Source organism: Neobacillus drentensis, from assembly GCF_036962125.1.
Classification (GTDB): domain Bacteria; phylum Bacillota; class Bacilli; order Bacillales; family Cytobacillaceae; genus Neobacillus; species Neobacillus drentensis_B.
Genome location: NZ_JBALOA010000034.1, coordinates 45,394 through 62,750 on the forward strand (window position 1 = coordinate 45,394; position 17,357 = coordinate 62,750).

Below are 17,357 nucleotides of genomic sequence, written 5' to 3' on the forward strand. Positions count from 1 at the left end.
TTTGCGAGAAAAAATCGGCCACTTCTAAGTGATTATTATCTAACCTCATTAATAATGATAGCATTATTAATGATAGACAAATGTGATTTATAACACAGCGCCTGTTATCAACTGCATTTGTTGAAATAATTTACTTTTGATCATACACGAAGCTCAAAACGTTTGGTTAATAGGGATTTGCTGAAAAATAGATCTAATAGGAATTGTATTTTATGTAAAGGAAAAATGGAATTTGAAGCCGAACCAACTTCGGACAAGGCAGGGCCAAAAAGGCAAGGACTTGTCTGAAGTCGAACTCAATTCAATTGCCTGTCACGCCCCGATATATATCGAGATTTGTAGGCTCGGAGATTCATAAAGTATTTTATTAAAGGGATTGTCTTAAATATGGAGAGAAAGAAAGGGGAAGCTCGTATTAGTTTAGCTTCTCCTTTCTTTCATTTGTCTGTCACTGCCCGATTGGGAATAATAATCAAGAAGAGGAAACAGAATTAAATCTAGAAGCCCTAGAAGTAATTTAGGTTTTAATTAAACGTTTGTGTAGTGTTGAAAAGCGGGTATTTACTAGAAGTCTGTGGGTATTGGAGACCAAATTACATCAGTATTTAGCCTAACTTGATGGCTATGGGGTATGACCCACAAATTGCTACCCTTTATCGAACGGCTACTAAAGTCAACATTGTCCCCCTTTTACCTTCCAGTGTTAGTGTTGCTTTCTTTCCTTGATGTTCAAATAATTCATTAATCCTATTGCCCGTTGCTTTTGCCGTATATTTGGTACCCTCAGACGTGATAAACCGAAACGTTCCGTTATTATCTACCCCACCTATTTGAGCTTCTATGATTATTTGATTGACAGTAGGTGCAGTAGTTGAAGGGATCTTGATGATTTGTCCAATTTTCAACTTTGTTGGTTCAACTCCTGGATTTAGATCTTGAATCTGTGAAACAGAGAACCCTAATGTTTTACCGATTTTTGCAAAAGTATCACTGCTCTGAATCACATAGGTGCCTGTGTGATTCAACGTATCATTAATATTTTTGCTTGGCTTGTTATTCGTTAAATAAGTTTCACTCACAAACGCTATTTTGCCGTTGAGTTGAATCTTAGCCCAACCATTAGAAGTGGATATTTTGGACACACGATCGTTTAATTTTAAAGTGCCAATAATTGCACTTCTTGTCGAAGCTGCTTGTCGTACTCTCAACGATGTTGCTGTTACATACATGGTTTTAGTAGTTTGGCTTGGTAGTGTTTCATCCGCTTGCTTTGATGTAAGATAATCCGCACTCACAAAACAAAGTCTTCCTTTAATCAAAATGCCAGCCCATCCGTCCTCTTCGAATACAACCTTAACCACATCACCTTTTTTATACTTTCCTATAATACTACTTTCAGTGGTCCGTTTGGATCGAATATTAAGTACAGTAGCGATAACCATTCGATCTTCTACTATTGGTAATAGAATATTCTTTCCGTCAATGGCAGTTAGCCCATTGGCATTTAAGATTTCTTCTGCTGTTACACCATGTTTCGCAGCGATTGCTTCAATTTTTTCGCCACTTTTTACCTGGTAGGTATATTCTTTTATTACCGCGGCATTCGAAGTGATGGAAGAAATACCAAGAACTACGGTAAAAATCCCCGTCACGACCAATCTCTTTATTGGATTTTTTTGAATCCATTGACTCACCTGTGCTACATATGTATTCCAATTGGCACGAATATCGATTAAGAATCCTTTCACATCTAAGACATTCCGGATATCAAAATGATTTACGCTCTGATAATATTCCCGTTTTTCCATCCTTGAGGTGAAAACTGGTGAATTTCCAGGTTGCTTGCTTTTTCCATGAGCTTCTTTCCTGCTTAACATTAATTCCCCATTTAAAAATAACTCTGTAGTCAAAATAACTTCGTCTCCCATTCTAAGTTGAAAGTCATCCATAATAATTCCTATAGATGATTCGATGGGTTATTAAATTTCTTGTCCCTTTTTGTCAAAAAAAGTAGAAATTAGTTTAATATGGTCTCACTTCCATATTCATGATAAATCTCCAGACTATTATACAAAGAGTTTACAAAGATAAAAATATAACCAATTATTCGATTATATGTAACATTTTCCAAAAATAATCTACAAAATAATACAAAAAAGTAGATTTATTCTAATGTTTTAATATAATTATGCTATTAATAGAAAACAGTGACTTATTTACTAGCAGATTTGGAGGTACTTATGAAAAAAGTAATAAAATCATTGCGGTTCAAAATGCTTTCTCTAATAATTATACTTTTGGTTATACCAATTTCCATTGCAGGCACATATTTATATGTCCATATAACCGGTGATTTAACACAAATGGAAAAAGAAAGAGTTCTTACAACAAGTATGGCAACGGAAAAGCTAATAAAAAACTTTGGGAATCAACTTTTAGATACAACAAAGTCCAATGCCTATTGGGAAGATTATAGAAAGGCCGTTGAAAACAAAGATTTAACATGGATCAAGGAAAATGTTAACTCAATAAAAGATACAGTTCCGAACTTACACTTTATTGCTACATCTGATTTAGAGGGAAATGTCATTTCTGAGGTTGGAGGTGTAAAAGAATTCTCAGGCAAACTTGGTAATCCTGGAATTGTAGAGAAATTAAAAAACAGTAATGACTTTTCAGGTCTTATTCAGACTTCAAATGGCTTAGCAGTTATTGCTGTTTCAAAAATTACCAATGAAGATGGCAAGGATAGCCCAACAGGTATATTAATTTTTGGGAGAATTCTTGATAATAAAGCACTAAATGAAATTAAAGCTACCTTACATAATAATCTTGGGTTGTTAACTAACAATGGAACATTATTAACTACTTCAGCTAAAGTTGATAAAAATCAACTTAATCCTTATATCACTAAAAAGGATCCAAATCTGAAAAGTTTTAAGACCTCACATTCCAACTCAATTGAGTATGCTGAAATGGTATCAGCATTAAATGATTTTACAAAGCAACCGATTGGTGTTTTATATGTTAATGAAAAACAAGTAACAAGTACATCTGTTAAAAATAGTTTAATCAATATTAACCTTCTTATCGGTAGTATATTCATTATTATACTTGTATTACTTTCTCTATTAATTTTTAAACTTATTATTAAACCCATTCAGCAAATAGTAGCCATCTCAGAAGAGGTTTCAAAAGGGAATTTGGAAAATGAAGTAAACGAAAAGATCTTAAAGCGAAAAGATGAGTTAGGAAAACTAGGTTACTCTTTGAATATTTTGATAATGAATTTCCGAAAATTAATTAAAGAGATTAAAAAAAACATAGATCATTCAGCCGTTAATGCCCAAGAATTAGAAGGGGCTATGAATAAAGCAAACGATTCTGTAAGTAAGTTAGTTGATTCTATTCAGCAAGTAGCTGGAAACACTAGCGTTACTGCAGCCAATGTTGATGAAATCTCTGCATCAGTAGAACAAATGAGTGCTTCTATTCATTTAGTGGCAGAAAATGCGGATAGTTTAGCCGGTGCAGCTGAGGACTCTTACTCTGCAATACAAGGGATGATGGCGTCCATTGAACAAGTTGCTGCTAATGTAAGTAGTGCGGAAGAAAGTTTTGACCATATCTCAACTTCTATTGAAGAAATGAGCCATTCTATTAAAGGTGTTAATAATAATGCAAATAATTTAGCGGCAGCTTCAGAACAGACCTCTGAAACAGTTGAGGAAATGGTTGTATCTATTCAGCAAGTTGCCAATAGTGCACAAACAGTTAATCAATTAAGTCAATCCGTTAAAGGGGATGCCCTTGAGGGAACCGCTTCTTTAAATGAGACACTGAATGGAATGAAAGAGATTTCTCAAGTGATTGAAAAAGCTAGCCATGTCATGGAGTCATTAGGTGAAAGTTCTGAAGAGATTGGTAGTATTATTGAGGTAATTGATAACATTGCTGATCAAACAAATTTGTTAGCACTTAACGCAGCAATTGAAGCAGCACGAGCAGGAGAACACGGCAAGGGGTTTGCAGTGGTTGCAGATGAAGTCCGTAAACTAGCTGAACGGTCTGCAACAGCCACAAAAGAAATTTCGGATCTGATCAAGGGAATTCAAGCGGAAACAACAATTGCAGTAACCTCAATTAAAGAAGGAACCGAAAAGGTTAATGAGGGAAATCTACTAGCAGAAAAAACGAATCAGGCGATTAAGAAAATTACAAAGGGTATTACGCGAGTAACAGAGGAAATGAACCAGATTGCAAATGCAACAGTAGAACAAAGCGTTAAGAGTGAATCTATTATACAGTCTGTTGAAAATGCTAAAAAACTGGCAATGGAAATGACTCATTCTACAAAAGAGGAGTCAAACACTGCTGAAGAAATTGTTAACAGTATCCTCAATATAAAAGAACTAGTTCAACAGATTTCTATTGCAACCTCTGAACAAGCTAAAGGTAGCCAGGCAATAGTTGCTGCAGTAGAGGCTGTAACCAATCAATCTAGCTCTGTGACCCATGCAACAAAGGAACAAGGGCTTACTGCTGAGGAAATCGTTCGTAACATCAATACCATGAAAGAAATGATTAGAGGGATGACAACTGCAACGAACGTCCAGGCGATGTATGGAAAAGAAATTGCATTAGAAGTAGAAAATGTCCTTAAGAAAACAGAAGAATTATATAATGGTATTGAAACTCAAACAAAAGAAGTAGAAGATGTAGCCCAAGTAATTAGCAATGTAAATACACAAGGTTAATTTCGGTACCTGTCAACAAAGACCAAAAGAATATAGAGTCTCTGATGACTTTCTAGAAAGTATTTCAATTTTTTAGGACATGATTTAGCGGTGTCTGTCACGCCTCGATATTTGTCGAAGGTTGATAGGTTTTTAGAGTGGTGGAAAATGATAGAACGAAAATGCAGCTGAATATTATTGGGATGGTTGGTTGTTACGCTTCTTTCCGTATTGGGAAGGAGGTGATATCATGGAAACCTTTCTTGAAATTCTAAAGGGAGAATGAAAAAACTGCGCTTGCAATTGTTAGTGGTGTCTACTAATGGGGATGCCGCTCATAATTTGTGAATAGAAATAGAAGGCCGCAATGGAGGAAAATCAACTTAAAGGAGATCGGGAGTCAGACACCTGCATATTAAAGCAGCATGACTCCCATTTCTTTTTAGGAACTGAATTCCATGAAAAGAAAAGAGGGAGCCTGAAGTTGATATTACGAATCGTGGCAATCGAAGGTCATCTATTTTTTATGATGATTTTGATTACGAAGCTTATTTACAAATTCTTGAAGAAGCTCGGCTTTATTTTCCTTTTTATCTCCTCTCCTACTGCCTCATGACAAACCACATTCATCTCCAAATTGAAACCATTCACCACCATCCAAAAGATAGGATGAAAATGTTTAATTCCAGATATTCCTTTTTATTGGATTTTTTTGAATCTATTGACTCACCTGTGCTACATATGTATTCCAATTGGCACGAATATCGATTAAGAATCCTTTCACATCTAAGACATTCCGGATATCTAAATGATTAACGCTCTGATAATATTCACGTTTTTCCATCCTTGATGTGAAAACTGGTTAATTTCCAAGTTGCTTGCCTTTTCCATGAGCTTCTTTCCTGCTTAACATTAATTCCCCATTTAAAAATAACTCTGTAGTCAAAATAACTTCGTCTCCCATTCTAAGTTAAAAGTCATCCATAATAATTCCTATAGATGATTCGATGGTGTATTAAATTTCTTGTCCCTTTTTTTGTCAAAAAAAGTATAAATTGGTTTAATATGGTCACACTTCCATATTCATAATGAATACTCCAACTATTATACAAATAGTTTACAAGAAACTTTTTTTCGCAGCTGTCCGCTGTCCCACTGTCCCTGAATACTGGTGCCTGGCACGCCCTATAATTTAATAAATAAATTCATTGCCCGTCACCAAAAAATGCATATGGAATGGTGAAAAGGCGGGGGATTACAGGAATGCAGCAAGGGTAAGGGATAAACTTCATAGACAGATTAGGTCTTGGTACATGTTTCATATGTCATTTTAGAGAGTTATTGTTATAAAATTGTGAATATTTAGAGGGCAAAAAAAGAGTAGGCAATATGCCCACCCATTATCTTATTGTAAGTTATATTTTGTTTATGGAATTAATACTGGTTCTGCTACAATTAGGTACGGATTTGTACGATAAGGACTTAAATGGATGAATGTCAATTTAAGAATGTTAACACCGGTTACGTCTAGCTCAACTTCTTTGGCTTCCTCTTGAGTCCTTAATTCTCCACTAATAAAGAGGGGATTGTCATCACCAGATATAGTGAGTTCTCCTTTAGCAAGTTGGTCAGCCTTATCATCTAGCCCATATTTAAATTTCAGCTTCTTATATTTACCGTTTAGCTTATATTCTATATAAGGGTCTACGTCCAACGGCTGAACAGTATCTCCGCCAATTCCTGTTATGTAACGTTTGTTATTGATAGAAAATGTTTGACCATCAGACCATTTATTTATATCCAGTTCGGCACCATAAGACGGCATTTCAAATACTGAATATGGATTCATTTGTGTAAGTGATATCATTCCATTTCTTGGTACTATTCCAAGGAAAAGGTCCTTTGTTGTTCTGTTGTAAAATACTCTGTTCGGATCATAGATTGTTAATAATGGAATGATATTTTTTATATCAACATAATCCTTATCTCCCATGCTAATAAACTGGGATGACCCTGATGATATACCATCTTTATAGAGCTTACCTGTACTAACGATAGGAATTCTGGCTTTAAGTGATGAAATCTCAGAATTTTTACTGCTGATTTGGAACTTCAGTGTATTTACTTCTTTGTTCTTAACTGTTAATTGAGTTTTAACGGAGTTAACTTCTTTTGTTTTTGTAATCAGTTGCTTACTTTTAGTACTTACAGAAGATTTTAAAGATTTAATTTCCTTCGTCTGTTTTTTGACTTGTTCCTCTAATGATTTTATCCTTTTTTGTAATGCTGAATTGGATGTTGCTGCTTCTACAGTTACATTGGGCAGGGTAATACCGATTAACAATATTAATGCAACAACTACACTAAAAACCTTGCTTTTCACTAACTTTCCTCCTAGTCTATCAAAACAGAATATTGGGGTTAGACCCCCATTCATGCTTTTAATGGGTATTTTGGTTTCTCTGTGGCTCTAACGCTTTACGAATAGTTTGTCTTGAAATCTTTTGTTCCTTACTTATCTTTCTGATTGGCCACCCTAGTTTATAATGTGAATTTCTGATAAACTCATAACCAGCCATCTCGTACATACCTTTCCTCCAGATTCTAATAATCTCGACAATTATTAGAATACAGGAAAGTATTTCGAGGTGGTCAATTTTTTATTTTGAAAGGTAATCACTAATAGTTTTTACAGCATTACTAGCTTCATTACGAATACTGTCTGGTATGAGTTGTTCACTTGTAATAAAAGCAAATAAGTCTAGCGCTTCCTTTTTCTGCCCATTCGCATTTATTTTGTAAGCATATGCTAGTAAACTATTAGCTGCATTTGATAATAAAGATCGAGATTCATTATTGTCATAACCATAACGAATTGCTTTTGCACAGAGTATTATGCCGTTTTTATACTGATTATTTTGGTAGTACCATAGTGCTTCTGGATATCCTGATGCCGTCTTTATGGTATCGATTGCTTTTTGCGCATCGGCTCGAATTGAACTTGGAATCAGTGTTTCGTTTGTAATAAAAGAAAATAAATCTAAGGCTTCCTTTTTCTGCCCATNNTTCTGGATATCCTGATGCCTTCCTGATTGAATCGATTCCCGTTTGTGATGCATCCTTAATATCCGATGGAATTAAAGAATTACTATTAATGTAGGTAAACAAATCCAGAGATTCTTTATAATTACCTGCTGAGTTTAATTTATTAGCATAATCTAATAAATTTTTAGCTGAACTACTAAGAAGGTTCTGTGATTCCTTTGTATCATAGCCGTACTGTATTGCTTTAGTAACAAAATAAATACTATTTTTATATTGGTAATTTTGTGAATACCACAACGCGGTAGAATAGCCTGAATCTTTCCGAAGATGCATTTTTAAGTCTTCTGCTGTTTGTTGGATACTGCTCGGTATATCTGATGTATTTGTTAAATAAAAAAGTAGATTAGATGAATATTTAACATTAATACTCATTTGTTGTTTAGCCATTTGTAATATTCGGTTTGACGCCGAATCTATTAAATTTTGAACCTCTTTATTATAATAGCCCTCTCTTTTAGCCTTAAATGCATAATATAATGCGTTTTCTCCATATCCATTTTGATATTCATATTTTGCTCTTAGAAATGACTCATTAATTTGGACTGGTGGAATATACTGTTTAGGTTTTTGAGATACATTGAAGCGTTTTTTTATGTCTGTTAACTTTAGGTTAAGGTCCACATTTAATTCCTTTAAATCATTAATATAATAATGATATGAATTTGTGTAATCCTTCACCAATGCCTTTGAATACTCAGGATAATAAACTGGTTGTGAACCGACTTGAACAGAATATATGTCAGACAATAAATTACGTAATTGCTGCTGTGCCGTTTTCCCTTTACTAGCTGAGCCATCCGTTACAAGGTTAGGCCGTTTATAATTACTAATGTTTTTTAAAGGATGTCCTGCTTTTATACTAATTCCTCTATCTTTTACTAACTGAAGGATATAATCCCAATCACCAACACTAAACTTATGATCATTACTCATTACCCCGTAAGCAAGAATGGCTAGAGAATTTGCTTTGGGATTTTCTTGAATTTTAGATACATTTATTGTTATATCCACAGTTTCACTTAACTTCTTAATGTTTTCATATGTATCGTATGCTTCAACCGCATTTTTTAATGCTTTGATTTTTTCCGTTTGTTGCAAAGTAATTGATTTAATAGTATCTCTATCCAGCTTTTCGAATAATTCTATTCCAAAATCACCAGTCCAAGTTCCGTACATCACTTCACCTAGCCCTGTAGGGTCGGCTTCCTTTAGAGCAGTCATAAACCCTGTAGTTTGTGGATCGGTAATAGAAATATCCCAAACATCATCGGTCATATAATGGTCACTTCCCACAAGTTGAGCTAATTGTTCAGTCCATTCCCAGTGGTTAAAGTAATCTACTATAATCCCCGTTCTACTTACTAAATCCCCTGCTTCGATATTGTTCTGGCTAGCTGCAAATGCTGTATTTGTATATGTAATTTGCCCGGTTACCATCGCAGTAGTGATTACAATTGGTATAATTATTTTGTTTTTCTTTTTCATTATCCAATCTCCCATTATTTTTTTAATATAGTATATTATACAATAATTAGAAAATTATTACAACGGAGTATGTGTATCATAGGGTCTAAACTAACATTATTTTCATTAAATTAATTATTTTTCAAAAAACAAATAAAATACTAATATAATAATAAGATAATGAAATTGTTTAAGTTGATAAAACAGGTGCTTTCTTAAATGATATTACTCTTTAATAAAACTTTTTTTAGCCTTACCTTAGTTCTCGAAAGGGAATTGCAGTAAACCTGGTGCCTGGTTCTGTTCTAACGTTCCTTCGTAATAGCCTAAGAGGCAATCCATCCTCATAAATCGTGGAGGTACGGAGCACTGATACTTATGAGGGAGAAGTAAAGTAAAAGTTTATTTAAGAAATAAATACATTGCACGTCACCAAAAAATGCATTTGGAATGGTGAAAAGGCGGGGGATTACAGGATTTATGTAAAATAACGAGAAACCCCTCTAATTATGTAAAATAGATAGTTATTTCCTCACGACAAATTTTGTGTTCTCTTTGTAAGAGGAATTCTTATTAATTAATCCCTGTGGCAGTTTCAACCAAACGTTTGATTAGTATAGCCTTTTTGTTATTTCGTCGAAAGGGTGTCGCATCTTGACTTTTCGTTAAGAAACGACTAATTTTTTGTTATTTTTCTACAAATAATTTTTGGCTTATGTTACTTCGGGACATATGTACCAAGGGATGAGGCTGTTTTAATCAAACGTTTGGTTAATAGGGAAATTTGCTGAAAAATAGGTGGGGAAAGGTCTGAAGGATTCCAGAAAGAAACCATGCTAGTTTTCCGGCATGGTTTCTTTCTAATTCATCTTTCCTTCTTAGTTTCACCGGTTCTAAGGATGTTTCTCTAGTTCCTCTAACATTTCAGAAGCCTTCATTTCCAATCCATAGGCTAGAGCAACAAAAGTATCCAAGCTCGGTTTTTTCTGATTTCTTTCCAACAGGCTGATGTAGGACGGGTGTCGATCACAGCGGTCGGCCAACCCCTCTTGAGATAGATTTTGTGCATTTCTTAATTTTTTTAGGACTATTCCGAAATTTTCCAAAGAGTAACTTCCTTTCTTCCAATTTATTATTTTTGGTTATCCTCTTCTAAATTAGCAAAATTATATTTTCCTGTTTTCTCTTTGGTTAATTGATGCCCTTTTGGGGAATCGAGATAGAAAAGAATCGAGCCTGGTTGATTGCCCCTTTTCATGGATAGCTCCAACAGTTGCTTGGCTTGGTGAATCTTATTATTAAAAAAGGTTAATCTTGAATCAACGATAATGGAGTGACCATTACTTAACTCGACCTCTGTCTGACTTCTTCCGCTCGCTCTTGTTCGAACAATATGATCGGGGTTGAACCAAATACAATCGGCATGATTGGGTGATTTATTTGGGAACAGACAAATTCCCTGGTAAGGATTGACGATAATGGGACATCTAGACCGCTCTCCAAGAATACGTTTGGCACTTCCAAGGGCACCTCTTAGGTCAAATCCGATGGAGGTTAAGGTGTCATCTAATACTTGTAAGGGTGAGCGGCCCACCAAAAAAGACACACCTCCTGCCATGACTCGTGCACACAGCTTACCATAACCATCATATTCCCCTGTTAGTAAGATCATTTTCTTTTCAATAAAATAGTTCGTTTGAATAAAAATAGTCTCCCTCTCCTTTAAATATAAAAGATTTGAAAAAGGGTTCACTTACAACTGAATCTGTCATGTACTGCCTGTTGGAAAGGAAGATTGTGTGCGCATCTATATGTATGGAATATCCCTGACTACCTTGGCAGCGTGCGGGTAAATTGCTCACTTAGTATGTAAGCTTCTTTTCCTTATTTGCTTAGCCTGAGAATATTCTGTGCTTATGATCTTGTTTGTCTCTCATCTTAATTAAACAGTAATTGGGACTTTATTACCACAGACTATAGTGTGAATATTCGCCAAAATTCGCCTAATTTCGTGACGAAATCATGACAGAATTTATATCGCGGCCAGAATGTATGAGTGGAACCACTAAACATAAATGTCTCCACTTAAACTTTAGAATTTGTCATTGATTCAATCCGAGACTAAACTCCAATTCACATCATTTAAATCATACTTATCCGAGAGTATATCGTGAAAAAGCACGCAAAACTTATTCTCATCGATGCCATAAAAATAGGCGAATGAATTTTTGACATTGCGGTTGAATTTTAACTTCCTTATGAGCTGCTTAAAGGATTGGATAGCAACATCTAAAATGTGATGGAGCTCCAGTTCCAAACTGTAGCTAAATGCAGCCATATTCACCGTCTGCCAATACTCTTTGATGGTCTTTGCCTCATGTATTCTTCGTGAATCGCTTTTAAGACCGTTCCAATTTTGGCATTGCAAACGCCAGGTATTTTGGCACAAAAAAAGCCAAGTTTATTTTGTGGATTTAGAGAAAATGAAGAAAAGTATCTTAAAAGACGTTAATAACAAGTTGGAAGGCTATGTGGGTGAAATTGATTCCAATATTGATGCTGTCAATAAAAAATATATTGATTATGTCGAACAGCAAATGAATGGTTTTATTAAAAACCTAAAGGATCAATTAGACTCTCTTCTTGCTGAGTTTATTAAAAATAAACACAATATCGAAAGCCATGTTCAACACATGAAGAACATTCAAAATCAGATGAGTTCCTATCAAGGACAATTAGAAGAAATTCGCAATGGAACTACCGCTGCAGTAGTAAGTTAAGAGAGAGATGGTGTCGTGGATGATTCGGAAAATGAGCAAAAAAATAGGAGAAATTTCTGGTGCGACTATTGGGGAGCCCATTAAACTGATCGGGAATAAATTAAATAGTGAGTTTATCTCTGATATAGGCGAATCCGTTAAACAAACTTCCACCTCATCCTTTTCTTCATTTGGACAGGCATTAGAGGGTGTTTGGAATACAGCTTCCGGGTTAGCCAATAAGGATCAGCAAAAGGTCCAAGGTGGTTTAGGAGATTTAAAAGATTTTTCAGTAAGGACAGGAAAGGGAATTGCTGGTGCTGTAAAACATACCATCGAAAATGGTGAAGATGTTTATAAGGGAATCCGGGATAAGGATCGGGACCGATTGCTTGAGGGAGCAAAAGGACTTGCTAAAACGGTAGCAGTATCCAGTTTAGCTATCGTCGCCGTTGATTTCTTGGATATTGGTGATGGGGTGGATGAAGTATCGGCTGAGTCTATTGAAGGTTCCGATGTTCAGGGAGATGTTGCTGTTCCTGCTGGTTATGTAGAGATGGATGTTTCCTCTGAAAATACGGAGACGGATATAATACATGACGGTATGGTTGATCTCGATACGAGAAATGATTCGCTAAATGGTGAGATTCATCCTGAGACAGGAGTGCCTTTTATTGAGGAAGAAATTCAGTTGCCATCTGGGGAAACCATCGAGGGTGTATTTCCTGACTTTGAAGAATCTTTCGCGACTTCCATTCCGGATTGGATGTACCAATATTCGGACGCACAGCAATTCCAATATGCCAATATGCAGCTTTCCTATGATGTGGCAACCGATCAATCGTTAGCTGATACGTTAGACAATAACGCTATTCGGATTTTTGAGGCTATGAAAAACAAGGGAATAAACTCTATAGGATGAAGTTAGACGTAAGTAGTAAGAATTTAATATGGAAGACCAGGGGGGACGGTTCTGGTGGCTTTTTCAGGACTGCTGTTAAATATGAAACTATACAAGGAAATAAGTATGGTTAAATAAAGGTAGAAGGGTATCCTTACTCTAGATCACCGATGTTCGCACAAAAGTATATTCTTAGAGTTGGGAACTGTTACAGTTGAATGGGTTGGTAGTGACCACGGGAACTATTCTTATGGTCTGAAGAAACTTCATAAACAGGCCATGAGAACCGTCCCTGTGTCTTTTGCTTCTGATGGTGTTACACCATGTAAATTTTGAAAAGCTCTAGTAAAAGAGTCCGGTGAGTTATATCCATATTTAATCGCAGCATCAATTATTTTTATTTTACTATTTGTAATCTCCAATGCTGCCAAGCTAAGTCGTCTGCGGCGGATGTATTCTGATAATGTAATACCTGCAAGAAAAGAAAACATTCTTTTAAAATGATATTCAGAACAATGAGCGATTCTTGCCACTACTTTTAAATCAATTTCGTTAGTAAGGTTATCCTCGATATAACTCATCGCATCATTCATACTCTTAAGTAAATCCATTACATGACCTCCTTTTATCAATAGAATAAAAGAAGTTACTTGGGCCGGCCCGACATTATGTGCACCAATTTGACGGAATCAATGCAAGTGCTCGTTCGAAAACTGTTTCGCAAATAAAAGTGCTCGTTTCGCAAACAAACTTACAAGTTTCGCAAACAAATAGGTTGGTTTCGCAAACAAACTTGTTCAGTTCGCAAACAAACTTGTTCAGTTCGCAAATAAACTAGATTGAGAGAGGGGGTTTCTGATAAGTGGGAAAATAATGTAGTACAATTATCTCAACCACATTTATAAATGAGAGAGGAAGCGCAGTTACATGATTCAAACTGTTATGACAACCCTTTTTCAAGTGATTGTTCCACTTTCCATTCCGGTGATCGTGGGGGCACTCCTTGGGCATTTTAAGCAACTGGATACGAAGCCACTTTTAACTTTTACGTTATATTATTTAAGTCCTGCCATTATATTAGATACCTTACTAACAGCGAAAGTTTCCCATGATGATATTTTTAAAACAATCGCGTTTTCACTGCTTAATCTTGTCTTGTTGTGGCTGCTTGCTAACGGGGTGGGGAGACTCTTTAAATTTCCAGCGAATGAAATTGCCGGTTTAACACTGATTTCTTCTTTTACCAACAGTGTCAATTATGGGCTTCCGCTCGTGTTGCTTGCCTTCGGAAAACTAGGGCTGGATAAGGCGTCTGTGTATGTGATTATCCAAATGGTTATTGTTAATACAATAGGCATTTACTTTGCCGCACGTTCTCATTTTTCAATCAAAAATGCCATCAAATCCGTATTTTCTCTTCCGGCCATTTATGCTGCTATGCTAGCCTTTGTGCTTCGTAGTTTTAGTCTTTCCTTGCCCGATGGAATTGCCAAAGGGGTTGCCATGATTGCGGACGCTTACTCACCTGTTGTCATGGCCATTTTAGGGATACAGATGGTAAGTGTGACAACCTCTAAGCAGAAAATGCAATCTCAAAAAACATTTTGGACAGGGATGACTATTCGGATGGTAGTTTCACCGTTCATCGCGTTATTTTCCTTATACGTCCTAAATATTAATGGTATCTTACAATCGGTTCTCTTTGTTCTTGCTTGTATGCCAGTTGCCGTCAACGCTGTCATTCTCGCTGAAAAATTTAATGCCTCTCCCAAAATCGTTTCAAAATGTATTCTCTGGACGACTCTGGCATCCTTTTTCATATTGCCGTTTCTTATCGTGGCTGTTAAGTAGATGAGTAAAAGAATCTAGGGAACGTGTGTTTAATTCCGGTGTCACGCCCCGATACTGTAAGGAATGTAAGTAAGGCGGCAACACTCAAGGTAAAATAATATTATTAATAGGATCCTCTTCACTTAAGTGAAGGGGATTTTTATTGCAGATATATTCGCAGGTAATTACAAGAATTTTAAATGTAAAGAGAATCTCATCTAATTTTGTGGAATAGAGGGGTATTTCCTGCGAAGTTAATTCATTTCTCTCGACAATGTTTTTTATTACTTTGTAAGAGGAATTCTTATAAATCAATCCTTGTCGCTGTTTCAACCAAACGTTTGATTAGTATAGCCTTTTTGTTATTTCGTCGAAAGTATGTCGCCTATTGTCTTTTCGCTAGGATACTACTAATTTTTTGTTAATTTTCTACAAATTATTTTTGGCTCAAACAGGTTTGAGGCATATGTAACAAGGGATGAAACTGTTTTAATCAAACGTTTGATTGATAGGGGAATTTGCAGAAAAGTGGGTGCGTTTTTTTAACCATGCTGGAAAAAGAGTAGAGAATTTAGGTTTCGCAAATAAATGTGCTCGTTTCGCAAACAAACCTACTAGTTTCGCAAACAAATAGGTTGGTTTCGCAAATAAACTTGTTCAGTTCGCAAACAAACTTACTTTCAAAATATCTCTTGGCATTCTGTTAATTGTGGTAAAATATACCTATTAATGGATGGGGTTTTGGTACCTAATAAGATGGGAAGCAGGGAACGAATGAGTAGACTCGATGTTAAAGAGAGCGATGAACTATTAAATTTATTATGTCTAGAACAAAAGGAATTTATTGAGTTTTACGTAAAAAGGGGAAAGAAGACGGCCTTTGCCAATGTTATGGCCGCGGATAAAGGAATCGTTTTGCCAGATTCTGCAACAGTGGAAGAAATGGAACGGCTAATCGATGAATGGGTATTAGAGGATTATATTGATAATTGATTCAAAAACCCAGATACCCATTGTGAATGCGGCAAACCACTTAGGTATCAATATATCGTAGGTTTTTTATCTACAGAAAAAAGGGGAAGTTAGTATGAGTAAAAGGAGAACAAAGAAACAACAAAGACAAATAGATGAAGGTATAAAGGTGATGCTTTTTTTGGTCGCTGGAGTATCCTATTATCTTACACATAATCTATATGTAACACTCGGGATTGTAGGGGTGGTCATGATATTGATTATTGTTCTAGCAGTAATACAAAATAAACTGCGAAATGAACGGTTAAGAAGGTCTGGAATCAAGGATATTGATTCTATGGATGGCATTCAGTTTGAATATTATTTAAAGGAACTCTATCTATCAAGAGGGTATGCGGTAGAAGTAACGAATGCCAGTGGTGACTATGGTGCAGACCTATTGCTTAAAAAGGATGGAAAAAAGATTGTTGTTCAAGCAAAACGCTATTCGAAGGATGTAGGTATAAAAGCAGTTCAGGAAGTTATCGGGGCAAAATCCTATTACAAGGCAGATGAGGCTTGGGTCGTTTCCAATAGCTATTTTACCAAAGCAGCTAAAGAACTAGCTCAAAAAGGCAGTGTCATGCTGGTGGACAGAGATACGTTAATAGACTTTATTCTGGTTTTAAATCCTAGTGAAAAGCCAGAATCAGCAAAGTTATCTACATCTGTCTCTGCTAGTACATATGGGACCTGTAATTCAGTTGGATATGGTGCCTGTCACCACCCGATATATGTCGAGATTTGTAGAACAAGAGATTCATAAAAGCTTTCCGTGTCCGTCCACAATTTTAACTTCTACAGTTAATGATTGGTGTTGGACTTCTGTTGCTGTATCGGAAAGGTAGACTTGTTTGCTTTCTGTTTCAAGTATGTGTTTTGCAAGGTAAATGAAATGAATCTGTGGCTCGCGTAGTATATCTTTTCCCTTCTTTACTTCCGAGAAGAACTGGCCTTCCATGTTAAAGACAAAAAGGTCAGGGTTTTCAATAGTATATCCTTGTTGGATAAAATCTTGGACAGTTCTTTTGAATTTCTCCACCTTGGATGGACCAATGAGTGACGATATGCAATGATTAAAACGGTCAAATTTGGATTTCTTTGATAGTAGGTTGAATTGAGTATTTAGGACATAGCAGCCCTGATTACGGAAGTATTGCTCGGCTTTCCACTCCCCATAACCATAGCCATTCGAAACCCCGGGACCCTTCCAGTCTAATACAAAGGATGGAACAACTAGCGGATCCCTTGATTTCCAGGCCATAAGCTCCTCACGTTGATACGGTATAGTGATAGTTTCGATTGTAAAAGGTTTCATGTCCTTCCTCCTAGTAATGGTTACAATAAATCTAGCATATTTTACCCCAGCCTTTCAAACTCATAAGTATGTTAAGCATTGGTATATCGATGATTTTATTGATTATGGTGCCATACAAGAATAGCCATACAAAATGTTAAGCCTTTATTTTAGTGCGGACTTTCGTTAGAATGTGAAAATACCGATGGAAGGATTGCCGTAAGAGGATAAAGGTAGCACAGGTAACTCCTGCC

At 36.0% G+C, this 17,357-nt stretch carries 13 protein-coding genes and 1 pseudogene; 8 read left to right on the forward strand and 6 right to left on the reverse strand.

Annotation, left to right across the window (positions count from 1 at the left end; genetic code table 11):
* Positions 1-653 precede the first annotated feature (653 nt).
* Positions 654-1,910 (reverse strand): SH3 domain-containing protein, encoded by a 1,257-nt coding sequence (locus V7121_RS22490; protein ID WP_335499703.1) that lies wholly within the window; start codon positions 1,908-1,910, stop codon positions 654-656.
* A 330-nt stretch (positions 1,911-2,240) separates the two neighbouring features.
* Here V7121_RS22490 and V7121_RS22495 point away from each other — a divergent pair, with 330 nt between their 5' ends.
* The 3 genes from V7121_RS22495 to V7121_RS22505 all read left to right on the forward strand — a co-directional run bounded on the left by V7121_RS22495 (position 2,241) and on the right by V7121_RS22505 (position 5,552).
* On the forward strand, positions 2,241-4,757 hold the full coding sequence (locus V7121_RS22495; protein WP_335499705.1) for a methyl-accepting chemotaxis protein: 2,517 nt from the start codon (positions 2,241-2,243) through the stop codon (positions 4,755-4,757).
* A gap of 346 nt (positions 4,758-5,103) precedes the next feature.
* Positions 5,104-5,352, forward strand: coding sequence for a hypothetical protein (locus tag V7121_RS22500; RefSeq protein WP_335547936.1), 249 nt, complete (start codon positions 5,104-5,106; stop codon positions 5,350-5,352).
* Positions 5,256-5,552 (forward strand): hypothetical protein, encoded by a 297-nt coding sequence (locus V7121_RS22505; RefSeq protein WP_335547968.1) that lies wholly within the window; start codon positions 5,256-5,258, stop codon positions 5,550-5,552. Before V7121_RS22500 ends, V7121_RS22505 begins: the two co-directional genes overlap by 97 nt.
* Before the next feature lie 610 nt (positions 5,553-6,162).
* Here the strand turns inward: V7121_RS22505 and V7121_RS22510 are convergent.
* The 3 genes from V7121_RS22510 to V7121_RS22520 form a co-directional block, all read right to left on the reverse strand.
* Positions 6,163-7,119 (reverse strand): NPCBM/NEW2 domain-containing protein, encoded by a 957-nt coding sequence (locus V7121_RS22510; protein WP_335547937.1) that lies wholly within the window; start codon positions 7,117-7,119, stop codon positions 6,163-6,165.
* Between the two features lie 3,079 nt (positions 7,120-10,198).
* On the reverse strand, positions 10,199-10,411 hold the full coding sequence (locus tag V7121_RS22515; protein ID WP_335547938.1) for a helix-turn-helix domain-containing protein: 213 nt from the start codon (positions 10,409-10,411) through the stop codon (positions 10,199-10,201).
* 26 nt (positions 10,412-10,437) lie between these two features.
* Positions 10,438-11,058, reverse strand: coding sequence for a competence protein ComK (locus tag V7121_RS22520; RefSeq protein ID WP_335547940.1), 621 nt, complete (start codon positions 11,056-11,058; stop codon positions 10,438-10,440).
* 730 nt (positions 11,059-11,788) lie between these two features.
* Between V7121_RS22520 and V7121_RS22525 the strand changes: the two genes are divergently transcribed.
* On the forward strand, positions 11,789-12,085 hold the full coding sequence (locus tag V7121_RS22525) for a hypothetical protein (protein ID WP_335547942.1): 297 nt from the start codon (positions 11,789-11,791) through the stop codon (positions 12,083-12,085).
* Between the two features lie 31 nt (positions 12,086-12,116).
* Positions 12,117-12,986, forward strand: coding sequence for a hypothetical protein (locus tag V7121_RS22530; protein WP_335547944.1), 870 nt, complete (start codon positions 12,117-12,119; stop codon positions 12,984-12,986).
* 254 nt (positions 12,987-13,240) lie between these two features.
* Here the strand turns inward: V7121_RS22530 and V7121_RS22535 are convergent.
* A pseudogene (locus tag V7121_RS22535) lies at positions 13,241-13,576 on the reverse strand (helix-turn-helix transcriptional regulator); the annotation flags it as partial.
* Between the two features lie 316 nt (positions 13,577-13,892).
* Here V7121_RS22535 and V7121_RS22540 point away from each other — a divergent pair.
* The 3 genes from V7121_RS22540 to V7121_RS22550 all read left to right on the forward strand — a co-directional run bounded on the left by V7121_RS22540 (position 13,893) and on the right by V7121_RS22550 (position 16,572).
* Complete coding sequence (locus V7121_RS22540) at positions 13,893-14,816, forward strand: AEC family transporter (RefSeq protein WP_335547946.1); 924 nt, start codon at positions 13,893-13,895, stop codon at positions 14,814-14,816.
* A gap of 753 nt (positions 14,817-15,569) precedes the next feature.
* A complete protein-coding gene (locus V7121_RS22545; protein WP_335499720.1) occupies positions 15,570-15,788 on the forward strand; it encodes a hypothetical protein in 219 nt (72 codons plus the stop codon).
* A gap of 94 nt (positions 15,789-15,882) precedes the next feature.
* Positions 15,883-16,572 carry a restriction endonuclease gene (locus V7121_RS22550; protein ID WP_335499723.1) on the forward strand — a complete coding sequence of 230 codons (690 nt, stop codon included), beginning with the start codon at positions 15,883-15,885 and terminating at the stop codon, positions 16,570-16,572.
* Here the strand turns inward: V7121_RS22550 and V7121_RS22555 are convergent.
* Complete coding sequence (locus tag V7121_RS22555; protein ID WP_335499724.1) at positions 16,567-17,124, reverse strand: hypothetical protein; 558 nt, start codon at positions 17,122-17,124, stop codon at positions 16,567-16,569. The genes V7121_RS22550 and V7121_RS22555 overlap by 6 nt on opposite strands.
* Positions 17,125-17,357 lie beyond the last annotated feature (233 nt).